The organism is Streptomyces sp. CCM_MD2014 (assembly GCF_000772045.1).
Classification (GTDB): Bacteria; Actinomycetota; Actinomycetes; order Streptomycetales; family Streptomycetaceae; genus Streptomyces; species Streptomyces salinarius.
This window is the reverse complement of sequence record NZ_CP009754.1, coordinates 780725-800989: the sequence shown is the minus strand read 5'-3', so window position 1 is coordinate 800989 and position 20265 is coordinate 780725. Positions and strand designations below refer to the sequence as shown.

The window sequence follows — 20265 nt, the reverse complement described above, 5'->3', positions numbered from 1 at the left end:
AAGGCAAGCACAGAAGGAGCAGGACCATGAAGGCAGCGGTCGTCCGGGAGTTCGGCAAGCCCCTGGTCATCGAGGACAGGCCCGATCCGGAGCCCGGTCCGGGGCAGGTGCTCGTAGCCGTCGAGGCATCCGGCCTGTGCCACACCGACATCCACGCCGCGCACGGCGACTGGCCGGTCAAGCCCACCCCGCCGTTCGTCCCCGGGCACGAGGGCGTCGGCCTGGTCGAGAAACTGGGCGCCGGAGTAACCCATCTCGCCGTGGGACAACGCGTCGCCGTGCCCTGGCTCGGCAGGGCGTGCGGACGGTGCGAGCACTGCCGGTCCGGCTGGGAGACCCTGTGTGAGGACCAGGTCAACACCGGGTACGGCTGCGACGGCGGGTACGCCGAGAGGATGCTGGCCTGGGCCGACTTCGCCCAGCCGGTGCCCGAGGGCGTCAGCGCCCTCGACGCCGCCCCGCTCACCTGCGCGGGCGTCACCACCTACAAAGCGCTGAAGGTCGCGGACGTCCGGCCCGCCCAGCTCGTCGCCATCTCGGGCGTGGGCGGACTCGGGCACCTCGCGGTGCAGTACGCGAAGATCGCCGGAGCGCGGGTGGCCGCGATCGACGTCACCGACGACAAGCTGCAACTGGCCCGGGAGCTCGGCGCGGACATCGTCATCGACGCCCGCACCCAGGACGTCGGCGCCGAGCTGAAGCGGCACGGCGGCGCGCACGCCGCCCTCGCCCTCGCGGTGAACCCGGCCGCCTTCCAGGCCGTCAACTCCGGTCTGCGGCGCGGAGGGAAACTCGTCATGGTGGCCCTGCCGGCCCACGGCACCCTCGAAGTACCGATCTTCGACACCGTCCTCAACGGCACCTCGGTCATCGGCTCCATCGTCGGCACCCGGCAGGATCTCGCCGAGGTCTTCCAGCTCCACGCCGAGGGCCGCACGAAGGTCATCCGGGAGACCCGTCCGCTCGCCGCCGTCAACGACTGCATCGACGAGGTCCTCGGCGGCCAGGTCAAGGCCCGGATCGTGTTCGACCTCGTCACGGGGGGCTGAGCACGATGTACCTGCCCATGGTTGTCGGAGTCGACGGCTCCGAGTCGAGCCTGCGGGCCGTCGACTGGGCGGCCGACGAGGCCGCCCTGCACGGAGTACCCCTGCGGATCGTCCACGCCTACCGCTGGGACCGCTACGAGGGGGCTTCCCTCGCCCGCGAACTCGGCAAGCCGTCCGGTCACGTCACGTCCGACGACATCCTCGTCGTCGCCACCCGCCGAGCCCGTCGTCACCACCCGGACCTCGCCGTAACCATCGCGGCGGTGGCCGAAGAACCGGAGTACGTCCTCCTGCGCGAAGCGCGCAACGCCTCCGCCGTGATCGTGGGCACCCGCGGGCGCGGCGAACTCGCCGACCTCCTGCTCGGCTCCGTCAGCCTGGCCGTGGCCACCACGGCGGACTGTCCGGTCATCGTGATCCGCGGAAACTACGACAACCGGGCCGCCGGCGGCCGGCGCGGCCGCATGGTCGTCGGCGTGGCCGACGCACCCACCGCGGCGGTGCGCTTCGCCTACGAGGAGACCCGGCGGCGCGGCGCCGCCCTGGACGCGGTACGGGCATGGCGATGCCCCACCCACGGCACGGTCGACCACCCGCTGGTCGCAGACACGCCCGAGCGGGTGCACGAGGAACGGGCGGCCAAGGAACTGGAGGCCGCGCTCGCCGACGCCCCGGCGGACGTGCGCCTGCACCGCCACACGGCCGAGGGACCCGCCCGCCGAGTGCTGCTGACCGCCTCGCACGAGGCGGACCTGCTGGTCCTCGGCCGACGGCGTCCAGGGCAGTTCGGGCACCGCCTCGGCCGGGTCGCCCACACCCTCCTGCACCACGCCGCCTGTCCGGTCGCGGTCGTACCCGACACGGAGTGACCGCCCGGAGACGCCGCCCGGGACGACCGGCGGGAGACCGGGGACCGACCGGCCCTGCGGGCACCCCCGGTCGGTCCCTGGGCGCGACCGACGTCGTGACAGACGCTCGACAGGCCAAGGACCCGAGCGGCTCGAAGGAGAACCGCCATGAAGGACGACACGCCACACCGCCCCGCAGTCCACGCGCTGCTCACGGACGGCACCACCGTCTGCATCCGCCCCGTCGAGCCCGGCGACCACGACCAACTGGAGGGGCTCTACGCGGAGATGTCAACGGACAACCGCCGCCTGCGCTTCTTCTCAGCCGGCTCCCGCTCCGCCGGCCCGGCCGTGGACACCGTGTGCGCGCCGGCCCGGACCGGGCACCGGGCCCTGCTCGCCGAACGCGCCGGACAGGTCATCGGCCTCGCCGAGTACCACGCCGCCGACGACGCGCCGCACACCGCCGAACTCGCCGTCGCGGTCGCCGACGGCCTGCACCACCGGGGCGTGGGAACCCTGCTCGTCGAGCACCTCGTCTCGGCCGCCCGGACCGACGGCATCACCGCCTTCACCGCCGACGCCCTCAGCGACAACCACGAGGTACTGCGGCTCTTCGCCGACCTCGGCCTCACCGCGACCCGGCACTTCGACGGCCCCGAGGTGCACTGCACCATCGACCTGCACGTCGACGACACCTACCTGACGGCCTCGGAGGCCCGGGGACGGACCGCCGACGTGGCCAGCCTCGAGCCACTGCTGAAGCCGCGGTCCATCGCCGTCGTCGGGGCCGGCCGCCGTCCCGGCTCGGTGGGACGCGCCCTGCTGCACCACCTTCACGAGGACGGCTTCACCGGCCGCCTGTTCGCGGTCAACCCCGCCACCACCGCCATTCTCGGCGTACCGTCCTACCCCTCCGTCGACGCCCTTCCCGTCGCCCCCGACCTGGTCGTCGTGGCGAGCCCGGCCGCGACCGTGCCGACCGTCGCCGAGGAGTGCGGCAAGGCGGGCGTACGCGCCCTCGTCGTGGTCTCCGCCGGACTGGACACGGAGCAGTCCGAGGGCCTGCTCACCGCCTGCCGAACCCACGGGATGCGCATGGTCGGCCCCAACTGCCTCGGCGTGGCCAACACCGGCCCCGGGTACCGTTTCGACGCCACCTTCGCCGCCGCACACCCCCGCGCCGGGACCGCGGGGGTCGCCGTGCAGTCCGGCGGCATCGGCATCGCCCTGCTGGAGGGACTGTCCCGGCTGGGCATCGGCGTCTCCACGTTCGCCTCGCTCGGCGACAAGTACGACGTCAGCGGCAACGACCTCCTCCAGTGGTGGGAGAGTGACGGCCACACCGACCTCGCCCTGCTCCACCTGGAGTCCTTCGGCAACCCGCGGGCCTTCTCCCGCACCGCCCGACGCGTCACCCGGCGCATGCCGGTACTGACCGTCGACGCCGGCCGCACCGACGCCGGCCGCCGCCTCGCACACCGCAGCCGCGGCCACCGGCACGATGACCCGCCAGGCACTGTTCACCCAGGCAGGCGTCACCGCGACCCGCTCCGTCGGCGAGCTGCTGGAAGCGGCGGCCCTGCTGCACGCACAGCCCCTGCCGGCCGGCCCCCGCGTCGCCGTGCTCACGAACGCCGGCGGCGCGGGAGTCCTGGCCGCCGACGCCTGTGCCGAAGCCGGCCTGACCCTCAACCCGCCCAGCCCCGGACTGGCCGACCACCTGCTCGCCGCGCTGCCCGCCGGAGCGAGCGCCGGCAATCCCGTGGACGCCACCGCCGCCGTGACCGAGGACGCGTTGCACACCTGCGTCGAGCGGCTCGCGGGTCACCCGTCCGTCGACGCGGTCCTGGTGGCCCTCGTCCCCACCGCGGTCGCCGCCGCGACGGGCGACGACCTGGTCCGGGCCGTCACCCGGGGTCCCGGCCGCCGGGCCAAGCCCGTCATCGTCGTAAGCCTGGAACAGGACTTGCCGGTCACCCTGCTGCCCGTCCCCGACGGCGAGGCGATCTCCTCGTACGCCGAACCGCAGGCGGCGGCACGGGCGCTGGCCCACGCCGCCCGACGGGCCGCCTGGCTCGCCCGGCCCGTCGGCACGGTGCCGGACCCGGACGGCATCGACACCTCCCGCGCGCACGCCCTGGCCAACGACTTCCTCGGCCGGCGACCGGAAGGAGGCTGGCTGGACCCGCGTGCCTGCGCCGAACTCCTCTCCTGCTACGGCATCCCGCAGCAGCCCTGGGCCTGGGCCGAGACCGAGGACGACGCCGTACGCGCCGCCGAGCGCCTGCGCGGCACCGACGGCCGAGTGGTCCTCAAGGCACACTGGCCCGGACTCGTGCACAAGAGCCTCCAGCACGCCGTACACCTCGACCTGCGTGACGAGGCCCAAGTACGCACGGCCTTCCAGGACCTGCGCACCCGCTTCGAAGGACTCATGACCGGAGTCGTCGTCCAGCCCCTCGCACCCCGCGGCACCGAGCTGTTCGCCGGCGTCGTCCAGGACGGCGTCTTCGGCCCCCTCGTCGTCTTCGGCCTGGGGGGCACGGCGACCGAGGTGCTCGCCGACCACGCCGCCCGCCTCGCCCCGCTCACCGGACAGGACGTGCACGACCTGATCACCGCCCCGCGCTGCGCCCCCCTGCTCTTCGGCACGCAGGGCGGCGGCCCCGTCGACCTGGAGGCGCTGGAACAGGTACTCCACCGGCTGTCCCGGATGGCCGTGGACCTGCCGCAGCTCGCCGAAGCCGATTTCAACCCGGTCCTCGCCACACCCGGCGGGATCACCGTTCTCGACGCGCGGATACGCCTGCTGCCCCGTCGGCCGCAGGACCCCTATCTGCGCCGACTGCGCTGAGGAGGAACAGACATGAGGAACCAGAAGGTCGGCTCCGTGATGACCACCCAGGTGATCCGCGCCGAGTACGGCACCCCCTTCAAGGCCGTCGCCGGGCTGCTCTCGGAACACCGCGTCAGCGGACTGCCCGTGGTGGACGACGACCAGCACGTCATCGGCGTCGTCTCCGAAACGGACCTGATGCTCCACCAGGCCGCGACGCCGCTCGCCTACGAGCCGCCCCCGCGGTTCCGCCTCGCACGGCTGACACCCCGCGCCCGTCGGCAGGCGGCCAAGGCCCGGGCGCGCACGGCCGGCCGCCTGATGACCGCTCCCGCCGTCAGCGTGCACGCCGAGGACACCATTGTGGAGGCAGCCCGCACCATGGTCGAGCACCGAGTGAACCGGCTCCCGGTACTCGACGAGGACGACCGCCTGGTCGGCATCGTCACCCGGCACGACCTGCTGCGGACCTTCCTGCGACCCGACGCGGAGATCCGCGAGGAAGTGATTCACGAGGTGCTGCAACGCGGACTGTGGCTGGTCAACGGCAGCGTCGACGTCACCGTCACGGAGGGAGTCGTCACGCTGGAAGGGCAGCTGGAACGGAAGAGCGAAACCGAGATAGCGGTGGCCATGACCCGCAGGACCGACGGAGTCGTCGACGTCGTGGACAGGCTCACCCACCGCTTCGACGACTCCGAGTTCCGGGACGACGCGCGCCTGCCGGGAGGCGTCGCGGACGACTGGCTGCGGCGCTTGTGAGAGGAGGCGGACCACCATGGAGCAGAAGGTGCTGGTCGCCCACGGGACGGCCAACGGATCGACGCAGGAGATCGCCGAGACCGTGGCGGAGGTGCTGCGGACGACGGGGATCACGGCCGAGGTGCTGCCCGCCCGGTCGGTGACGGAGCTGGACCGCTATGAGGCTGTGGTGGTCGGCGGAGCCCTGTACGCCGGGCGCTGGCACAAGGACGCCAGGCGCTTCGTACGGCGGCACCGCGGAGCTCTGGCGCACCGGCCGGTGTGGTTCTTCAGCTCCGGGCCGCTCGACTCGACGGCCTCGCAGCGGGACATTCCGCCCGTGCCGGGGGTCAAGAGGGCCATGGCCAGGCTCGACGCCCGCGGGCATGTCACCTTCGGCGGTTGCCTCACCGAAGGCGCGCAAGGCCGCATCGCCCGCATGATCCTTCGCGACGGCAAGGGCGGTGACTTCCGCGACTTCGCCGCAATCGAGCACTGGGCGGCGGGTGTGGCGAAGGAGCTTGGTGCCATGACACACCGTGCACAGCGTTCGTGAGTAGATACGGCCCACACGGTTCAGCGCGTGCCGCGGGCGAAACGGCCCCTCAGACCCCTCATTGGGACGAAGGTCGTCCTGCGACAGATCAGGGACTGTCGGCCCTCGCCACCGCCGCTCACCTCGTTGAGGATGGGAGTCCCCGCACCGGACGACACACGGAAAGACGACCGACTGATGTACCGCAACGACGGATTCCGCGAGTTGAGCCGGCAGGAAAGCCTGCAGCGGCTGGCCGACGCGTCCGTGGGCCGGATCGTGCACACCCGCGACGCCCTGCCCGCCGTCCTGCCGGTCAACTTCCTCCTGGAGGAGAGCGGTGCCGTGCTGTTGCGCACGTCGGCCGCCTCGGAGCTGGTCCGCGCCATCGACGGCGTCGTAGTCGCTTTCGAGGCCGACGAAGTCGACACCGCGACGCACTCCGGCTGGAGCGTCGTCGTCACCGGCCTCGCCTCGGTGGTCACCGATCCCGAGGAACACGAGCAACTGATCCGCACCGGTCCCCGTTCCTGGGTGCCCTGGCCCGTGGAGGTCTTCGTGCGCGTCGAGCCGGAACTGGTCACCGGCCGGGAGCTGGTCGGCGGACGCACCCTGTACGGACTGAAACTGCCGTCCTGAACCCCGCCGCCGGCAACGGGCCGCCACGTGCGGGCGGATGCGGAGAAAGGTGGGATTCATGACGTCGCTCACCACATGCGTCCCGCCTCAGCGTCGGACTCCCGATCAGCCCCCCGAACGGGCCCTGATCAGCCACCGCCGGAGCAGAAGGGCGGCAGCCAGAGCCAGTCCCAGGAGGCCCTGGCCCACGCGGTCCGTCCACCGGCGCCGGCACCTGCGAGTCTTCTCGTCGGCGGGCCCGTGAGCGGGATGTTCCCGAAGAGGGGGCCGCCCGTCGGTCTTCTTGGGTACTTCGAGGGCGATGCGCTGCCACACGCGCTCGGGCGGAGCCACTGGCAGGTCCGATGCTTCCGCGCCGCGCGCAGCGGTCACCACGCGGGTCAACCGCAGCAGTTCCTCGCCGCAGCGTGGGCATGACGCGGCATGCCGCAAGGCGCCGACGTCCGCGTCGCCACTCGTGTGACCGAGTGCGAGCTCCACCAGGTGCGACGGGTGCACGTGACCCACTGCGCTCTCCTGTGTCTCGGGCTTCGTCGTCCATCCCGTACACGCCGCTCTGGCGTGGGCGGGGCATGGTCACTCGCGCGCCGGCTCCGCGGTGACGACGAGAAGTCGGGGTAGCGTCCGCGCACGGACTCGAATGGCGGCGCACACATGATCCGTGTGAGGACGGGGGCCGCCGCGGTCGGGCGATGCCTCCGTGACTGCGGTGTCGGGTGGCGACCCTCCGGCCGGAGGCGGCGACGGCGGCTGTCCGTGCGGCCAGCCGCCGTCGCCGGCCCGGTCAGTCGATCGCACGGTGTCCGCCCCGCTGGCCGTTGGCTCGGTGGCCCACCAGGACGCCGGTCAGCGCGATCGCCCCGGCATCGCGGCCCATGCCTGCCAGTGGTCGGACGAGTTCGGGGTTGCTGCCGCACCGTTGCCGCCCGGGTGAGCCGCGTTGGGCGCCGATTCCATGCCACTGAGGGTCTGGGCGGCCAGCGCCAGATTCTTGTCCTCGGCGCTGCCCCAGGCGTAGACGACGTTGGTCGTGCCCTCCTTGAGATCCAGTTCGGCCGGCCCGATGGCCACGGTGTCCGTGCCGGCGAGCACGACGTCGGCGTTCACGGTGCCCGCGTCGACGGACGCGGTGTCCTCGTCGGGGTTCGCCAGGTCGGTGAAGAGGGGCTGCCCGCCTGCCCGTACGTCCACGGCGGGCGCGGCCGCGACGTGGCGCACCGTGAGGCGCGCCTTGCCGGCGTCCGTCTTCGAGACGTCATTGGTGAACGTCGTCAGCCGGGGCTCGCCGTCGGTCGAAAGATGGGCGGCGACGGTCGCGTTGCCCCCTTCGGTCACCTTCACCTCCTTCTCGAGGGCCGGTGTGCCGTCGGGATCCTGACCGGCCTCGAAGACCTCGATGTCGTAGGTCCCCGCGTCGAGGGACCGCGGATCGGTCACCGTGCCGGGTTCGAAGTCGCTGAGCAGTTCGTCGCCGTTGGCGTAGACGTCGACCGTCATGCCGGGGATGCCGTGGAAGACGGACACCAGGCCCGTGTCCTGCGCCTGTCCGGGAGCAGCCATGGCGGCGGGTGCGGTCAGGCCGAGGGCCAGGGCACAGGTCCCGGCCGAGGCGGCGACGGCGATGGTGGTCCGGGAAGTCATGTGGATCATTCCTTCGTGGGGAGTTTCCGCCCGCTGGGCAGTCTCAGAGGTGTTTCGCGGGTGACCGGGGTCGTGGATGCGCCCGTGCGTCTCCGCTCCACCTGTTCAGACGCATGGGTCATGCGCGGTGCCCGGCTCCACTGCCGTGCGCAGCCGATGCAGGCCGCGGCGGGCGTGGCTCTTGACCGTGCCCAGGGGGACCCCCGTGCGTTCCGCGATCTGGGCCTGTGTCAGGTCCTCGTAGAAAGCCATGCACAGCACCTCTCGCTGGGCCTGCGGCAAGCGGGACAGGGCCTCCACGAGCAGTACGCGGTCGAGTACCTCGTCCGGTGCCGGCTGGACGAGACGGGCGGGCGTGACCTCCTGTCCGGCCGACTCGACCAGGGACAGGCGCCGTGTCCTGGCCGCCAGCGCGTCGACGATCTTCCGGCGCGTGATGCCGACGAGCCAGGCGCCGAGTGTGCCCCGTTCGGGCCGGAAACCGCGCCGCCCGCGCCACGCGCCGACGAAGACCTGCTGGGTCACGTCCTCGGCCTCGTGAGTGTCGCCGAGGGACCGGGTGGCCATGGTGTGCACGAGTGATCCCCAGCGCCGGTAGATGGCCGCGAACGCCTCCTCGTCGGCTTTGACGAGGCCCTGAGCCAGTTCCTCCTCGTACTGCGTCTCCTCCACGGGCGAGAGCAAGGTGGTGGTCGGTCGTGTGCGCGTGTTCATGGCCGTTCCTCCTGCCGTGCGCCGTACGGGGACGGGAGGGGCCGTTCGCCGAGCGGCACGTCTCCGGTCTGCCCTGCGTGGCTGACGGGTGCGTCGCTCCAGTGTTGGACGCACAAACGACGCAGGCAACATGCGTCGTTTGTGCGTCGTATAGTGGATGTGTGAGCACGCATACGGGAGACAGTGACGCCCCGGTCGACGAGGGCGGTCCGCGCCGGGGCGGGTTGACGACCGGCGAGGTGGCCCGGCGTCTGGGCGTGGCGCCCACCACGGTCCGCACGTGGGACCGCCGGTACGGGCTGGGACCGGACGCGCACACGAATGGACGGCACCGGCGCTGGACGGCGCAGGACGTGGCGAGGCTGCAGCGGATGTGCGCCTTGACGGCGACCGGACTGCCACCGGCCGAGTCGGCACGGCTCGCACGCAGTGAAGAGGCCCCGACGGCGACTGCCCGGCCCCGAGGTGCCGACGCGGCTCGTCGTGCTTCCGCCGGGCGTCGGAGCCGGGCGGGGAGCGGCCTGCAGTTGGGCGACGTACGACAGGAGTGCCGGGGGATCGCGAGAGCCGCCCTGCGCCTGGACGCCGCCGTCCTGGACGAACTGCTGCTCGCCGCAATCGCCGAACACGGGCTGGTCGCCGCCTGGACCGAGGTGATCGTGCCCACGCTCCAGGCCGTCGGTCGCAAGTGGGAGACGTCCGGCGAGAAGTACGTCGAGGTCGAGCACTTCCTGTCCTGGCACGTGTCGGGGGCGCTCCGACGCGCCACATCCCGCACGGTCGAGGACCGCCCCGGTGCCACCACGGTGCTTGCCTGCGTGCCCGGGGAGAACCACACGCTGCCGCTGGAGGTACTGTCGGCGGCACTCACGGAGCGAGGAATCCCGGTGCGGATGTTCGGCGGTGCGCTGCCCGTCGAGTCGCTCGTCGCGGCGGTGCGCAGGACCGGGCCGGCCGCGGTGGGACTGTGGGCGCAGTCCCGCACCACCGCCAGCCGACCGCTGGCCCAGCACGTGGCCGCCATGGAGTGGGGCGTGCGCGGAGCCCGGCGGCGGCCCGTCGTCCTCACCCTGGGACCCGGATGGGCGGGCCGGCCGGTGGCAGGTCTGGCGCGTCCGTCGGGGCTTGCCGAAGCGGTCGCCGCTCTGGAGTCGTCGCTGTACCCGTGAGGTGTTGTCGTCCGACTGTCCTTCGTCGTGGCGGCTGGGCATCGGCCGGGTGACGTGGTCCGCTGACCTGGTGGTCGTGGCCCGGTCGTCGGCCGGCGGGCGTTTCGCCGCGACTCGCACAGGGTTTCGGCCCCGGACCGTACCGAACTGCGTGGGACGTCGGCCGAGGCTGAGGAGCCGACCGGCCGGCCTCCATCGCCTGGGCAGCACGGACATGACGTCGAGTGAGGAGACAGATGAGCGACGGACATCGCCGCCCAGCGGACGTGGTCGTCGTCGGTGCGGGGCTGGCAGGCCTGGGCTGCGCCCTCGACCTGTGCCGTGCCGGATGGCGGGTGGCACTCCTGGAGGCGTCCGACGGTGTCGGGGGCCGTATGCGCACGGACCGGCGGGACGGCTTCCTGCTGGATCGCGGATTCCAGGTATTCAACACCTCCTATCCACAGGTGAAGCGGCGTATGGCCCTGAAGGGCCTGCGACTGAGGCCGTTCACTGCGGGCGTCGTGGCGCACACGCCGAGCGGGCCCATCCGTCTCGCCGACCCGACCAGGGAAACCCGTGCGGCGCGGACCCTGCTGCCGGGGCGAGCCCTGTCGGCCCGCGATCTGACCGCGCTGGCGGCACTCACCGCACGGGACGCCGTTCTGCCCGTCTCCGTCACCCGCCGGTGCCGGGACCGCTCGACCGCGGCAGCCCTGTCCGGGGCGGGACTGTCGGACGCCGCGATCGCCGGCATCCTGCGGCCGTTCCTGTCCGGCGTCTTCCTGGAGAACCGGCTCGAGACCTCCGCCCGGTTCTTCCACCTCGTCTGGCGGAGCATGGCCCGAGGCTCCCTGTGCCTGCCGGCCGAGGGCATCGGCGCCGTACCGGCCCAGCTCGCCGAGGGCCTGCCCGACGGCGTCCTGCGCCTCGGTTCGCCCGTCGCGGAGATCACGGACGCCGGAGTGCTGCTCGGCGACGGTGGCGAGGTGCCGGCCCGGGCGGTCGTGGTGGCGACGGACCCGGCGACCGCCGCCGGCCTGCTCCCGGACCTGTCCGTTCCGGCCACGCGCACCGTCACCACCTACTACCACGCCACCGACAGTCCGCCGACGGCCGACCCGATCCTCATGGTGGACAGCACCGGAGCGATCCTGAACACCTGCGTCCTCAGCCAAGTCGCTCCCACGCACGCGCCCCCCGGCACCGCACTGATCTCCACCTCCGTGCTGGGCACGGACCTCCCCGGCAGGGCACAGGCGGTGCTCCGGCGGCTGGCCGAGTTGTACGGCACCGACACGAGCGGCTGGGAGCAGATCGCCGCCCGCACCGTCGACGGCGCGCTGCCCGCGATGCTTCCGCCCTGGCCGCTGAGCCGAACCACCCGCCGCGGCCCAGGGAGGTACGTGTGCGGGGACCACCGGGCGACCGGCTCCGTTCAGGGTGCCCTGGCGTCGGGTACGCGCGCGGCGCGGGAGGTACGGGCGGACCTGGAACCGCAGGGGCGACGCCAGTGATGAAGTGGTGCCCGGCCGCATCCATGGACGGCCTCGGTCCCGAAGCCATGGCGACCGGACGGAATAGCTGTCCGTACTGAGGGGTGAGACGTGGATCCGAGGGGTGTGCTTGTCGCGCGTGTCCTGGCGGCAGGAGCGGCAGGGGCCCGTCCGGGCACGCCGGCCACCGGCTCCGAGGTGCACGGCGGGCTGCGGCACCCGGGCTCCGACGGAAGCCCGGTCGTCGAACGGCGACCGTGGTGACACCCCGCTGCACCGAGGACTCGGGCGTGCTCGTCCTCGGTGGCGGTGCGGCCGGTCTCAGCCTCGCTCACCGGCTGACGGAGAGCGGCACGGCCACCGCCGTGACCCTGGTGGAGCCGCCGGACGGCCCGCTGCGCCCCGCGGAGCGCACCTGGTGCTACTGGGGGGCGGGCACCGACGGCCTCGAAGAGGCGGTCAGCGCCACCTGGTCCGTACTGCGTCTGCACGGCGCGGACGGCGGTTTGGTCACCGTCGATCCGGCCCCGTTCACCTACCGCATGGTGCGCTCCGCGGACTTCGAGCGAATGGTCCACGGCCGCCTGGCCCGTACGGAGGGAGCGCGCCTTCTGCGAGGGACGGCGGAAGCGGTGCGCGCCGTACCCGCGGGCGCGGAGGTCCGGTGCGCGCTGCCGGGAGGCCGGCCCCTGACGCTGCCCGCCCGCAGGGTCTTCGACTCGCGGCCGCTGCCCGGTCTGCCGCCGGCGCGTACGCGGCTGCTCCAGCACTTCCGCGGCTGGTTCGTGCGCACCGACACCGACCGGTTCGATCCCGCGGTCGCGGATCTGATGGACTTCCGGGTTCCGCAGCCGGCCCACGGGCTCGCCTTCGGTTACGTCCTGCCGCTGGCGCCGGACCGGGCGCTCGTGGAGTACACCGAGTTCTCCCGCGAGGTGCTGACCACCGCGGCGTACGAGTCGGCACTCGGGCACTACTGCCGCGACATCCTCGGACTCGGCCGACTCACCGTGGAACGGACGGAGCAGGGCGTCATCCCCATGACCGACGCCCGCTTTCCACGGCGTGCCGGGCACGCCGTGTTCCGTATCGGCACCGCGGGCGGTGCCACTCGTCCCGCCACCGGCTACACCTTCGCCGCGGTGCAACGCCACAGCAGGGCCATCGCCGCCGCCCTGCGTGACGGACACGACCGCTTCCCGGCACCGCACGGGCTGCGGGCACTGGCCATGGACGCGATCCTGCTGCGCGCCCTGGACACCGGTCGCATCGACGGGCCGCGCTTCTTCACCGACCTGTTCCGCCGGGTCCCTGCCGAGCGTCTGCTGAGGTTCCTCGACGGCACGACCTCGCTCCGGGAGGAGTGGGGCATCGGGCTGCGCACCCCCGTCCGGCCGATGCTGCGCACCGCGGCCGAAGTGCCCTTCCTCCCGCGCCGCTCCCGGCCCGCCGACCGAACCGGAGGACACACCCGATGACGCTCCTGCGCGACCACGACCTGGCCCGCGCCTTCGACCACGCCTCCCACACCTACGACCACCTCACGGCCCTCAATCCCGGCTACCGTGCGGGCCTCCTGCGCTCGGCCCGACGTCTCGCGCTCCCGGACGACGGAGCCGGACTGCACCTGCTCGACCTCGGATGCGGCACCGGCGCCTCCACTCGGGCCCTGCTCAGGGCCGCCCCACGGGCCCGGATCACGGCCGTGGACGCGTCCGCCGGCATGCTGCGCCGAGCACTGGCCAAACCGTGGCCCGCACGCGTGCGCTTCCTCCACCTGACCGCCGAGGAAGTCGGTGCGGCCCGCGAGGGCGAGAGCCCTTTCGACGCGGTCTTCGGCGCCTACCTGTTCCGCAACGTCACCGACCCGGACGCGGTCCTCGGGAGCGTCCGCGGACTCCTGCGGCCGGGCGGACGCTTCGCCGCACACGAGTACAGCCTCAGCGGCTCACCGGTGCACCGGGCTTTGTGGTCGGCGGTGTGCCACGGGCTCGTCGTCCCCGCGGGCACGCTCACCGGCGACCGCACCCTCTACCGCCATCTCCGGCACAGCGTCGTCGCCTTCGACACCGCACCCGAGTTCGCCGCCCGGCTGACGCGGGCGGGCCTGACCTCGGTGCGCGTCGCCCCCGTCGCCGGATGGCAGACGGGCATCGTGCACACCTTCCTCGCCCGCAACGGCGAGCCCAGGACGACAGAGGAGCACGTCCGGTGACCGCCCGCCGCACCACCGCCGCCCGACGGGGCCGCGACCGCAAGGCCGAAATCGTCTTCCCCGCACCCGGTGCGGACCGATTCCGACGCGGTGACGAGCCGTCCGTGGCGGTGATCGGCGGCGGGATCGCCGGTCTGGCCGCGGCCACGCTCATGGCCGAACGCGGCGCCCGCGTGACCCTGTACGAGAAAGGGGACTCACTCGGTGGTCGGCTCTCCGGCCGGCGCACCACCCTGACGGACGGCACCCCCGTGACCATGACCCGAGGGTTCCACGCCTTCTTCCGCCAGTACTACAACCTCCGCGGACTGCTCCGCCGCACGGACCCCGGCCTGGAGCGCCTCACCCCGCTGCCCGACTACCCGCTGCGGCACAGCGGCGGTCTGACCGACAGCTTCGCCCGTGTCCCGCGGACCCCGCCGTTCAGCGCGCTCGGTTTCGTCGCGCTCAGCCCCACCTTCGGGTGGCGGGACCTCGCCGCGATGGACGCGCGGGCCGCACTGCCGCTCCTCGACGTGCGCGTGCCCGAGGTCTACGAACGCTTCGACACCGTCACCGCCACCGGCTTCCTGGAAGGCGTGCGCTTCCCCGAAGCGGCGCACCACCTGGCCTTCGAGGTGTTCTCCCGCAGCTTCTTCGCCGATCCGCGGCGCCTGTCCGCCGCGGAACTGCTGCTGATGTTCCACATCTACTTCCTCGGATCGGCCGAGGGCCTGCTCTTCGACGTACCGGACGAACCCTTCCCCCAGGCACTGTGGGACCCGCTGGGCGACTACCTCCGGCGCCTCGGAGTGGACGTGCGCACCGGAACCCCTGTGCAAGGGGTCCGTCCGCGCGACGGCGGCGGAGCGGACGTGATCACGGACACCGGTGCCGACCGCCACCAGGCGGTGGTACTGGCCCTCGACACCGCGGGGCTGCGGCAGACCGTCGCAGCGTCACCCGGCCTGGGCACCGACGCCTGGCGGGACGGCATCGCGGCCCTGCGCACCGCGCCGCCGTTCCTCGTCTCGCGGCTCTGGCTCGACCGGCCGGTCGACGCCGACCGGCCCGGGTTCCTCGGCACCAGCGGCTTCGACGGACTGGACAACGTCAGCGTCCTGGAGCGGTACGAGGGCGAGGCCGCCCGCTGGGCCGCGCGGAGCGGGGGATCGGTCGTGGAACTGCACGCCTACGCCGTGGACCCGGCGGCCGAACCGAAGCAGGTGCAGGACGAACTCGTCGACCGGCTGCACCAGGTGTACCCGGAAACCCGTGAGGCGCGCGTCGTCGACGCCCGGCACGAGTGGCGCTCGGACTGCCCGCTGTTCGAGGTCGGCTCCCACCGGCTGCGCCCCACCGTGCGCACCCCCCACCCGTGGCTGACCCTGGCCGGCGACGGAATCCGCTGCGACCTGCCCGTCGCCCTCATGGAACGGGCCGCCACCACCGGCTTCCTGGCCGCGAACGCCCTGCTCGCCGACCGTGGAGTGCGCGGCCAGACCCTGTGGACGGTTCCCCGGACGGGGCGGTCGTCCGTGCTGCGAGCGCTCGGGGCCGCCGCAGGGCGCCACTCGGCGCCCTGACCGGCGGCCGCCCTCAGCCGGGAAACCGACCGGTGCTGCGCAGCGTCCAGCGCCGTTCGGCGTAGGCAAGGTCGTCGCGCCACAGCCGTCCGGCCGTACGGCGCATCAGCGGGCGCAGCACGGGGGCCGCGGCCCGGGCCACGGCGAAGCCGGGCCGGTCCGAGGCGGCGACGACCGCCTCGACCACGGCGGTGCGCGGACGCTCGTGGTCCGGCCCGGTCAGCGGCGTCGCGTGCGTCTCCACCACGGACGTGGCGCCCTCCCCGTCGGTGATGCGCATGACGACCGTGCGCGGCTCCGGCGCGGTGAACTCGGCCCGCACCGGGACCACGAGCCGCCCGGCCACCCGGAAGGAGACGTCGACGACGAAGGCGTCGTCCTCGTCCCCCTGCGGCTCCCGCGCCACCGAGAGGTCGACGAACGAGTACGGATGGAACCACGAGCCGTGCCACGGATCGAGCCGGTTGGCCACCACGTCCTGCGGTTCGCACCGCCCCACCGCCGTGAACACCGCGTCCACCCCACGGCCCGTCACGGGCCGGGCGGGCACGACGGGCCGCGCGCCGGGCTCCTCGCCGCCCACCTCGTCCAGCCGCACCCAGACGAGTACGCCGTCGTCGTGCACCGGGAACGGCCGCCAGCCCGCGGACGCGGAACCGTCCAGGGCGAGCCCGTGCCAGTGGCAGACCAGCGTGCCGCACACCACCCGGCTGTCGCGCAGCGGAGCACCCAGGTGCGGGCAGATGCCCTCACCGGCATGGGGCTCGCCGTCCTCCGACCGCCACAGCACGACCTCCACACCACCGACCGTCCGGCCGTAGGGCCGGTCGCCCGCGCGCACGTTCCGGGAGGCGCCGACCACGAACCAGTTGCCGGACGGACGGGCGGACGCCCTCTTGAGCGCGTCGGCGATGAGCGCGGGACGTGCCTGTCGCCACGTCGGAGTCTGAGCCGCCCAGTGGGGACCGGAAGCACGTCGGCGCAAGGGTGGCGACCACCGCTTGCCGTTCCCTCGACCACTCACCGCACCGGACCCTTCCGTTCGACTGCCGACGCTCCTGCCCGAGCCACGCGGTCCTCCGTACGAGCACGCAACCGGGCACCGGCTACGCGCAGCACCCCGGCAGCGGCCGTTGCCGCCCGACGCCGGCGCGACACCACCGCACGACGATGCAGCACGCTGTAATCCTGCTCGGCGATCGCGTCGAGAATCCCGCCGTAGAGGGTGAACGCGGCACGGATGCAGGGACGCACCCGCGGATCGAGCATGGCGATGCCCGGCTCCGCCGTCCGGTACACGCGCCGCGTCATGGCCTCCGCCGCCATGAGAGCGGCCCGGATGCGGCGGTCGCGGCGCCCGGTACGCCTGCTCCACTCCAGCAGGGACCGGTCCACGCCGTGCGCGGCCAGCAGATCACCGGGCAGGTAGACCCGCCCGCGGTCGAGATCCTCACCGACGTCGCGCAGGAAGTTGGTGAGCTGGAACGCCACGCCGAGCGCCGCCGCGTGCGGCGCCGCCTCCTCCCGGGCCCTGACCGTGCCGAGGACCGGCAGCATCTGCAGGCCGATGACCGCCGCCGAACCGTGCACGTACCCCTGCAGATCGGCGAAGGTCGGGTAGTGGGTGACGGTCAGGTCGGCCCGCATCGAGGACAGGAAGTCGGCGAAGAGCGCATGATCGATGCCGTACCGGTCGGCGGTGTCCGCCACGGCCCTGACCACGGGTTCGCGGCCCGCCCGGGTGAGCAGCCCGTCGGCCAGGTCGCTCTCCAGGCGCCGCAGCAACCGGTCGCGTTCCTCGGGCGTGCGGTGCCGGTCGAGGTCGTCCACGATGTCGTCCGCCCAGCGGGCGAAGCCGTACAGGGCGTGCACGGCGGAGCGGCGTTCGAGTGGCAGCAGGCGGGTGGCCAGGAAGTAGGTCTTGCCGTGGCGGGCGTTGAGCCGGCGGCACCGGGTGTAGGCGGCGCGCAGCAGGGGATCGGTGATCCCCGCCGCGTCCAGTTCACGACGGCTCATCGGTACCTGCCGGGGCCGGGGCGGGATACGCGGCGGGAACGGCCGGGTACCGACGCGTTCGGGCGGGCCGGGAGCGGGCGCCGCCGGTGATACGCGCGGCGGCGAGCTTGCCGCTGACCAGTACGGTCGGAACGCCGACTCCCGGGGCGGTCCCGCAGCCCGCGAGCACCACGTTGTCCAGCCCTCGTACGAGGTTGCGCGGGCGGAAGGGGCCGGTCTGGGCGAAGGTGTGGGAGACCGAGAAGGGGCTGCCCGCCGCATGGCCCTGCGCGTCCCAGTCGAGCGGCGTCACCAGGAGCTCCTCCTGGACACTGTCCGCGAACCCCTCCAGCCCCCGCTTTTCCAATACGCCGACCAGGCTGTCGCGGTAGCGCGGGCCGAGGTCACGCCACGCGGCCGCCTCCGGACCGACGTGCGTGTTGGGACAGGGCGCCAGGACGTAGTGGAGGTGGCGCCCGGGCGGTGCCAGGGCCGGGTCGTGCGTGGTGGGGCGGGTGATCAGCAAGGACGGGTCGCTCATCAGCTCTCCGGTACGGGTCAGCTCCTCGAAGGTGCGCTCCCACGCGGCGCCGAAGGAGATGGTGTGGTGGGCCAGGTGCGGCCAGGTGCGGTCGGTGCCCGCGTGCAGGATCACGGCGGACGGCGAGTGCCGCAGCCGTGCCGGACGCCGGGGTGCCCGTCCCAGCAGCCCGTAGGCGACGGGCAGTTCGCACGTCAGCACCACGGCGTCGCAGGCGATGCGCTCGCCGGAGGCCAGGCGGACGGCCCGTACCCGGCCCGCGGACCGCTCCAGCGTGTCCACTTCGGCCGTCCAGCGCAGATCGGCACCCGCGTCCGCCGCCGCGTCGGCCATGGCTCGGGGGAGTGCGTGCATGCCGCCCTTGGGAAACCAGACGCCGGCCACCGTGTCCATGTAGGCGATCACCGCGTAGGCAGCGAGTGCGCGGGCGGGGGCCACCCCGGCGTACAGCGCCTGGAAGGAGAAGACGCGGCGCAGGCGCTCGTCGGACAGGAAGCGGCCGATGCGGCCGTCCAGGCGTCCGAACCCCCCCAGTGCCGCCAACCGGGCCAGGTCCGGGTGCAGCAGCTGGAGGGGGGAGTCGAAGTTGGTGTCGATGAAACGGCGCATCTGCACCCGGTACAGCCGTTCGAGCCACTGCCGCAGGTCGCGGTAACCGGCCGCCTGCGCAGGTCCGGCGAAGCGGCGCACCTCGGCCTCCATCGCCTCGCCGTCGGTGTGCACGTCGAGTGAGGACCCGTCCGCGAAACAGGCCCGGTAGGCCGGATCCAGAGCCGTCAGCCCGACGCGGCGGTGGAGGCTGTCCCCGACGGCGGCGAACGCCTCGTCGGCCAGGTGCGGCATGGTCAGCACCGTGGGACCGGTGTCCATCTCGTAGCCGGCCCGCCGCACCCGGCCGGCCCGGCCGCCGGGGACGGCGTCCCGTTCGACGACGGTGACCCTGCGGCCCGCACCCAGCAGGTGCAGGGCGCACGCCAGCCCGGACAGCCCGGCCCCGACCACGACGACGTGGTCGGTCGGCCCCGGTACCCGCTTCACGCGACCTCCCCGTCACCACGCGGGACCGCGCCCGTGGCCCGCCCGACCAGCGCGGCGAACTCGTGCCGCACGGCCGGGCGCGCGCCGCAGCGGTCGAAGTGCGCGAGGCTCATGTCCGTCAGCTCCCCGATCTTCGCCTCGACCAGGTCCCGGGCACCGGTGCGCACCAGCGCGGACCGCACCTGCCGGACGGCCCTGTCGGACTTCGGGTCCGCGTCCGGAGCCAGCGCCGCGGCCGACAAGTGGTCATCGGCGGCATCGGCGAGCCGGACGGCGACGGCGAGCAGGTAGGTGAGCTTGCGGGAGCGCAGGTCGTCGTCGGCCGGTTTCCCGGTCAGCGTGGGGTCGCCGAAGGCGCCCAGGAGGTCGTCGCGCAGTTGGAAGGCCAGCCCGGCGCACCGGCCGGCCGCCCGCAGCGCGTCCAGTGCGTCCCCGTCGGCTCCGGCCAGCACGGCTCCCAGCGCGAGGGGCCGCGCGACGGTGTACAGGGCGCTCTTCAAGGTGGCGATGGTCAGCGCCTCGTCGACGCCGGAGGACCGGGCGGCCTGCGCGTGCAGATCGCGGTACTGCCCGGCGACCATCTCGGTGCGCATCGCCCGCCACTCGCCGTGCAGGCGTGTGCCGTGCGGCGTACCGAGTGCCGTCTCGGCCAGCAGATCGTCCGCCCAGGCGAGGGCCAGGTCACCGGTCAGGACGGCGGCGGAGGTGCCGAAGGACTCCGACGAGCCGTGCATGCCCGCTGCCCAGTGCCTGCGGGCCAGGTCGACGTGCAGGGCCGGTGCGCCGCGTCGCTGTACCGAGCCGTCCATCACGTCGTCGTGGATCAGAGCGCACGCCTGGAGCAGTTCGAGTGCGGCTCCCGTTCGCAGGACGGCCGTGGCGTCTCCTGAGCCGCCCGCGGCGAGCCAGCCGCAGTGGGCGAACGCGGTACGCAGCCGCTTTCCACCCCGCGCGGTCAGCGCCGCGAGACGGTCGGCCAGCTCCCGGGCGAAGACGGGGTCGACGGCACGGGAGTGCCGCAGTCGTTCGTCCAGTACCTCCTCGAGGACGGTGCCGACCGCGTTCGCCGCGTCGGACGCGGTGAGGGGGTCGTCGACCCGTTCGGCCGGTGGGGCCACCATCGGCGGCAGTCCAGGCATGCGCAGCCCCTTCTCACTCTTGGTTGTCCGCACGCCACTGCTTCCACCGGGTGCCCTGTTGCGGATGCACTGACTTGTGCCCGCTCCGGCGCCGGGTCCGGTCCGACTTCACCCCGCCGGCG

At 73.3% G+C, this 20265-nt stretch carries 15 protein-coding genes and 2 pseudogenes; 11 read left to right on the top strand and 6 right to left on the bottom strand.

The window, feature by feature from the left end:
- Window positions 1-26: 26 nt before the first annotated feature.
- The 6 genes and pseudogenes from adhP to NI25_RS03665 all read left to right on the top strand — a co-directional run bounded on the left by adhP (window position 27) and on the right by NI25_RS03665 (window position 6651).
- Window positions 27-1049 (top strand): alcohol dehydrogenase AdhP, encoded by a 1023-nt coding sequence (adhP, locus tag NI25_RS03690; protein WP_061441046.1) that lies wholly within the window; start codon window positions 27-29, stop codon window positions 1047-1049.
- Window positions 1050-1054: 5 nt separating this feature from the next.
- Window positions 1055-1918, top strand: a complete 864-nt coding sequence (locus tag NI25_RS03685) for a universal stress protein (RefSeq protein WP_061441045.1) — start codon at window positions 1055-1057, stop codon at window positions 1916-1918.
- A gap of 147 nt (window positions 1919-2065) precedes the next feature.
- Window positions 2066-4754, top strand: a pseudogene (locus NI25_RS03680) (GNAT family N-acetyltransferase).
- A 12-nt stretch (window positions 4755-4766) separates the two neighbouring features.
- Window positions 4767-5498 (top strand): CBS domain-containing protein, encoded by a 732-nt coding sequence (locus NI25_RS03675; protein WP_061441044.1) that lies wholly within the window; start codon window positions 4767-4769, stop codon window positions 5496-5498.
- Between the two features lie 16 nt (window positions 5499-5514).
- Window positions 5515-6033, top strand: a complete 519-nt coding sequence (locus tag NI25_RS03670; RefSeq protein WP_061441043.1) for a flavodoxin domain-containing protein — start codon at window positions 5515-5517, stop codon at window positions 6031-6033.
- Between the two features lie 177 nt (window positions 6034-6210).
- Window positions 6211-6651, top strand: coding sequence for a pyridoxamine 5'-phosphate oxidase family protein (locus NI25_RS03665; protein ID WP_061441042.1), 441 nt, complete (start codon window positions 6211-6213; stop codon window positions 6649-6651).
- Window positions 6652-7435: 784 nt separating this feature from the next.
- Here NI25_RS03665 and NI25_RS03655 read toward each other — a convergent pair.
- Both NI25_RS03655 and NI25_RS03650 read right to left on the bottom strand, forming a co-directional pair.
- Window positions 7436-8292 (bottom strand): annotated as a pseudogene (locus NI25_RS03655) (DUF4397 domain-containing protein).
- 105 nt (window positions 8293-8397) lie between these two features.
- On the bottom strand, window positions 8398-9006 hold the full coding sequence (locus NI25_RS03650; protein ID WP_061441040.1) for a sigma-70 family RNA polymerase sigma factor: 609 nt from the start codon (window positions 9004-9006) through the stop codon (window positions 8398-8400).
- Between the two features lie 161 nt (window positions 9007-9167).
- On the opposite strand from NI25_RS03650, the gene NI25_RS03645 reads away from it, so the two are divergent.
- The 5 genes from NI25_RS03645 (at window position 9168) to NI25_RS03625 (ending at window position 15430) form a co-directional block, all read left to right on the top strand.
- On the top strand, window positions 9168-10175 hold the full coding sequence (locus NI25_RS03645; protein WP_061441039.1) for a MerR family transcriptional regulator: 1008 nt from the start codon (window positions 9168-9170) through the stop codon (window positions 10173-10175).
- A 236-nt stretch (window positions 10176-10411) separates the two neighbouring features.
- Window positions 10412-11671, top strand: a complete 1260-nt coding sequence (locus tag NI25_RS03640) for an NAD(P)/FAD-dependent oxidoreductase (RefSeq protein WP_061441038.1) — start codon at window positions 10412-10414, stop codon at window positions 11669-11671.
- 239 nt (window positions 11672-11910) lie between these two features.
- On the top strand, window positions 11911-13128 hold the full coding sequence (locus NI25_RS03635; RefSeq protein ID WP_061446733.1) for a lycopene cyclase family protein: 1218 nt from the start codon (window positions 11911-11913) through the stop codon (window positions 13126-13128).
- A complete protein-coding gene (locus NI25_RS03630) occupies window positions 13125-13865 on the top strand; it encodes a methyltransferase domain-containing protein (RefSeq protein ID WP_061441037.1) in 741 nt (246 codons plus the stop codon). Before NI25_RS03635 ends, NI25_RS03630 begins: the two co-directional genes overlap by 4 nt.
- The gene (locus NI25_RS03625) at window positions 13862-15430 is read left to right on the top strand and encodes an FAD-dependent oxidoreductase (RefSeq protein ID WP_061441036.1); all 1569 of its coding nucleotides are present in this window, start codon (window positions 13862-13864) and stop codon (window positions 15428-15430) included. The genes NI25_RS03630 and NI25_RS03625 overlap by 4 nt, the downstream gene beginning before the upstream one ends.
- 13 nt (window positions 15431-15443) lie before the next feature.
- Here the strand turns inward: NI25_RS03625 and NI25_RS03620 are convergent, their stop codons facing one another.
- Genes NI25_RS03620 through NI25_RS03605 form a run of 4 tightly spaced genes read right to left on the bottom strand, consistent with a single transcriptional unit; the run spans window position 15444 to window position 20143 of the window.
- Window positions 15444-16454, bottom strand: a complete 1011-nt coding sequence (locus tag NI25_RS03620; RefSeq protein ID WP_061441035.1) for a DUF5914 domain-containing protein — start codon at window positions 16452-16454, stop codon at window positions 15444-15446.
- Window positions 16451-17446 (bottom strand): phytoene/squalene synthase family protein, encoded by a 996-nt coding sequence (locus NI25_RS03615; protein WP_061441034.1) that lies wholly within the window; start codon window positions 17444-17446, stop codon window positions 16451-16453. Before NI25_RS03615 ends, NI25_RS03620 begins: the two co-directional genes overlap by 4 nt.
- A complete protein-coding gene (crtI, locus tag NI25_RS03610) occupies window positions 17433-19004 on the bottom strand; it encodes a phytoene desaturase family protein (protein ID WP_061441033.1) in 1572 nt (523 codons plus the stop codon). Before crtI ends, NI25_RS03615 begins: the two co-directional genes overlap by 14 nt.
- On the bottom strand, window positions 19001-20143 hold the full coding sequence (locus tag NI25_RS03605; protein WP_061441032.1) for a polyprenyl synthetase family protein: 1143 nt from the start codon (window positions 20141-20143) through the stop codon (window positions 19001-19003). Before NI25_RS03605 ends, crtI begins: the two co-directional genes overlap by 4 nt.
- Between the last annotated feature and the right edge of the window lie 122 nt (window positions 20144-20265).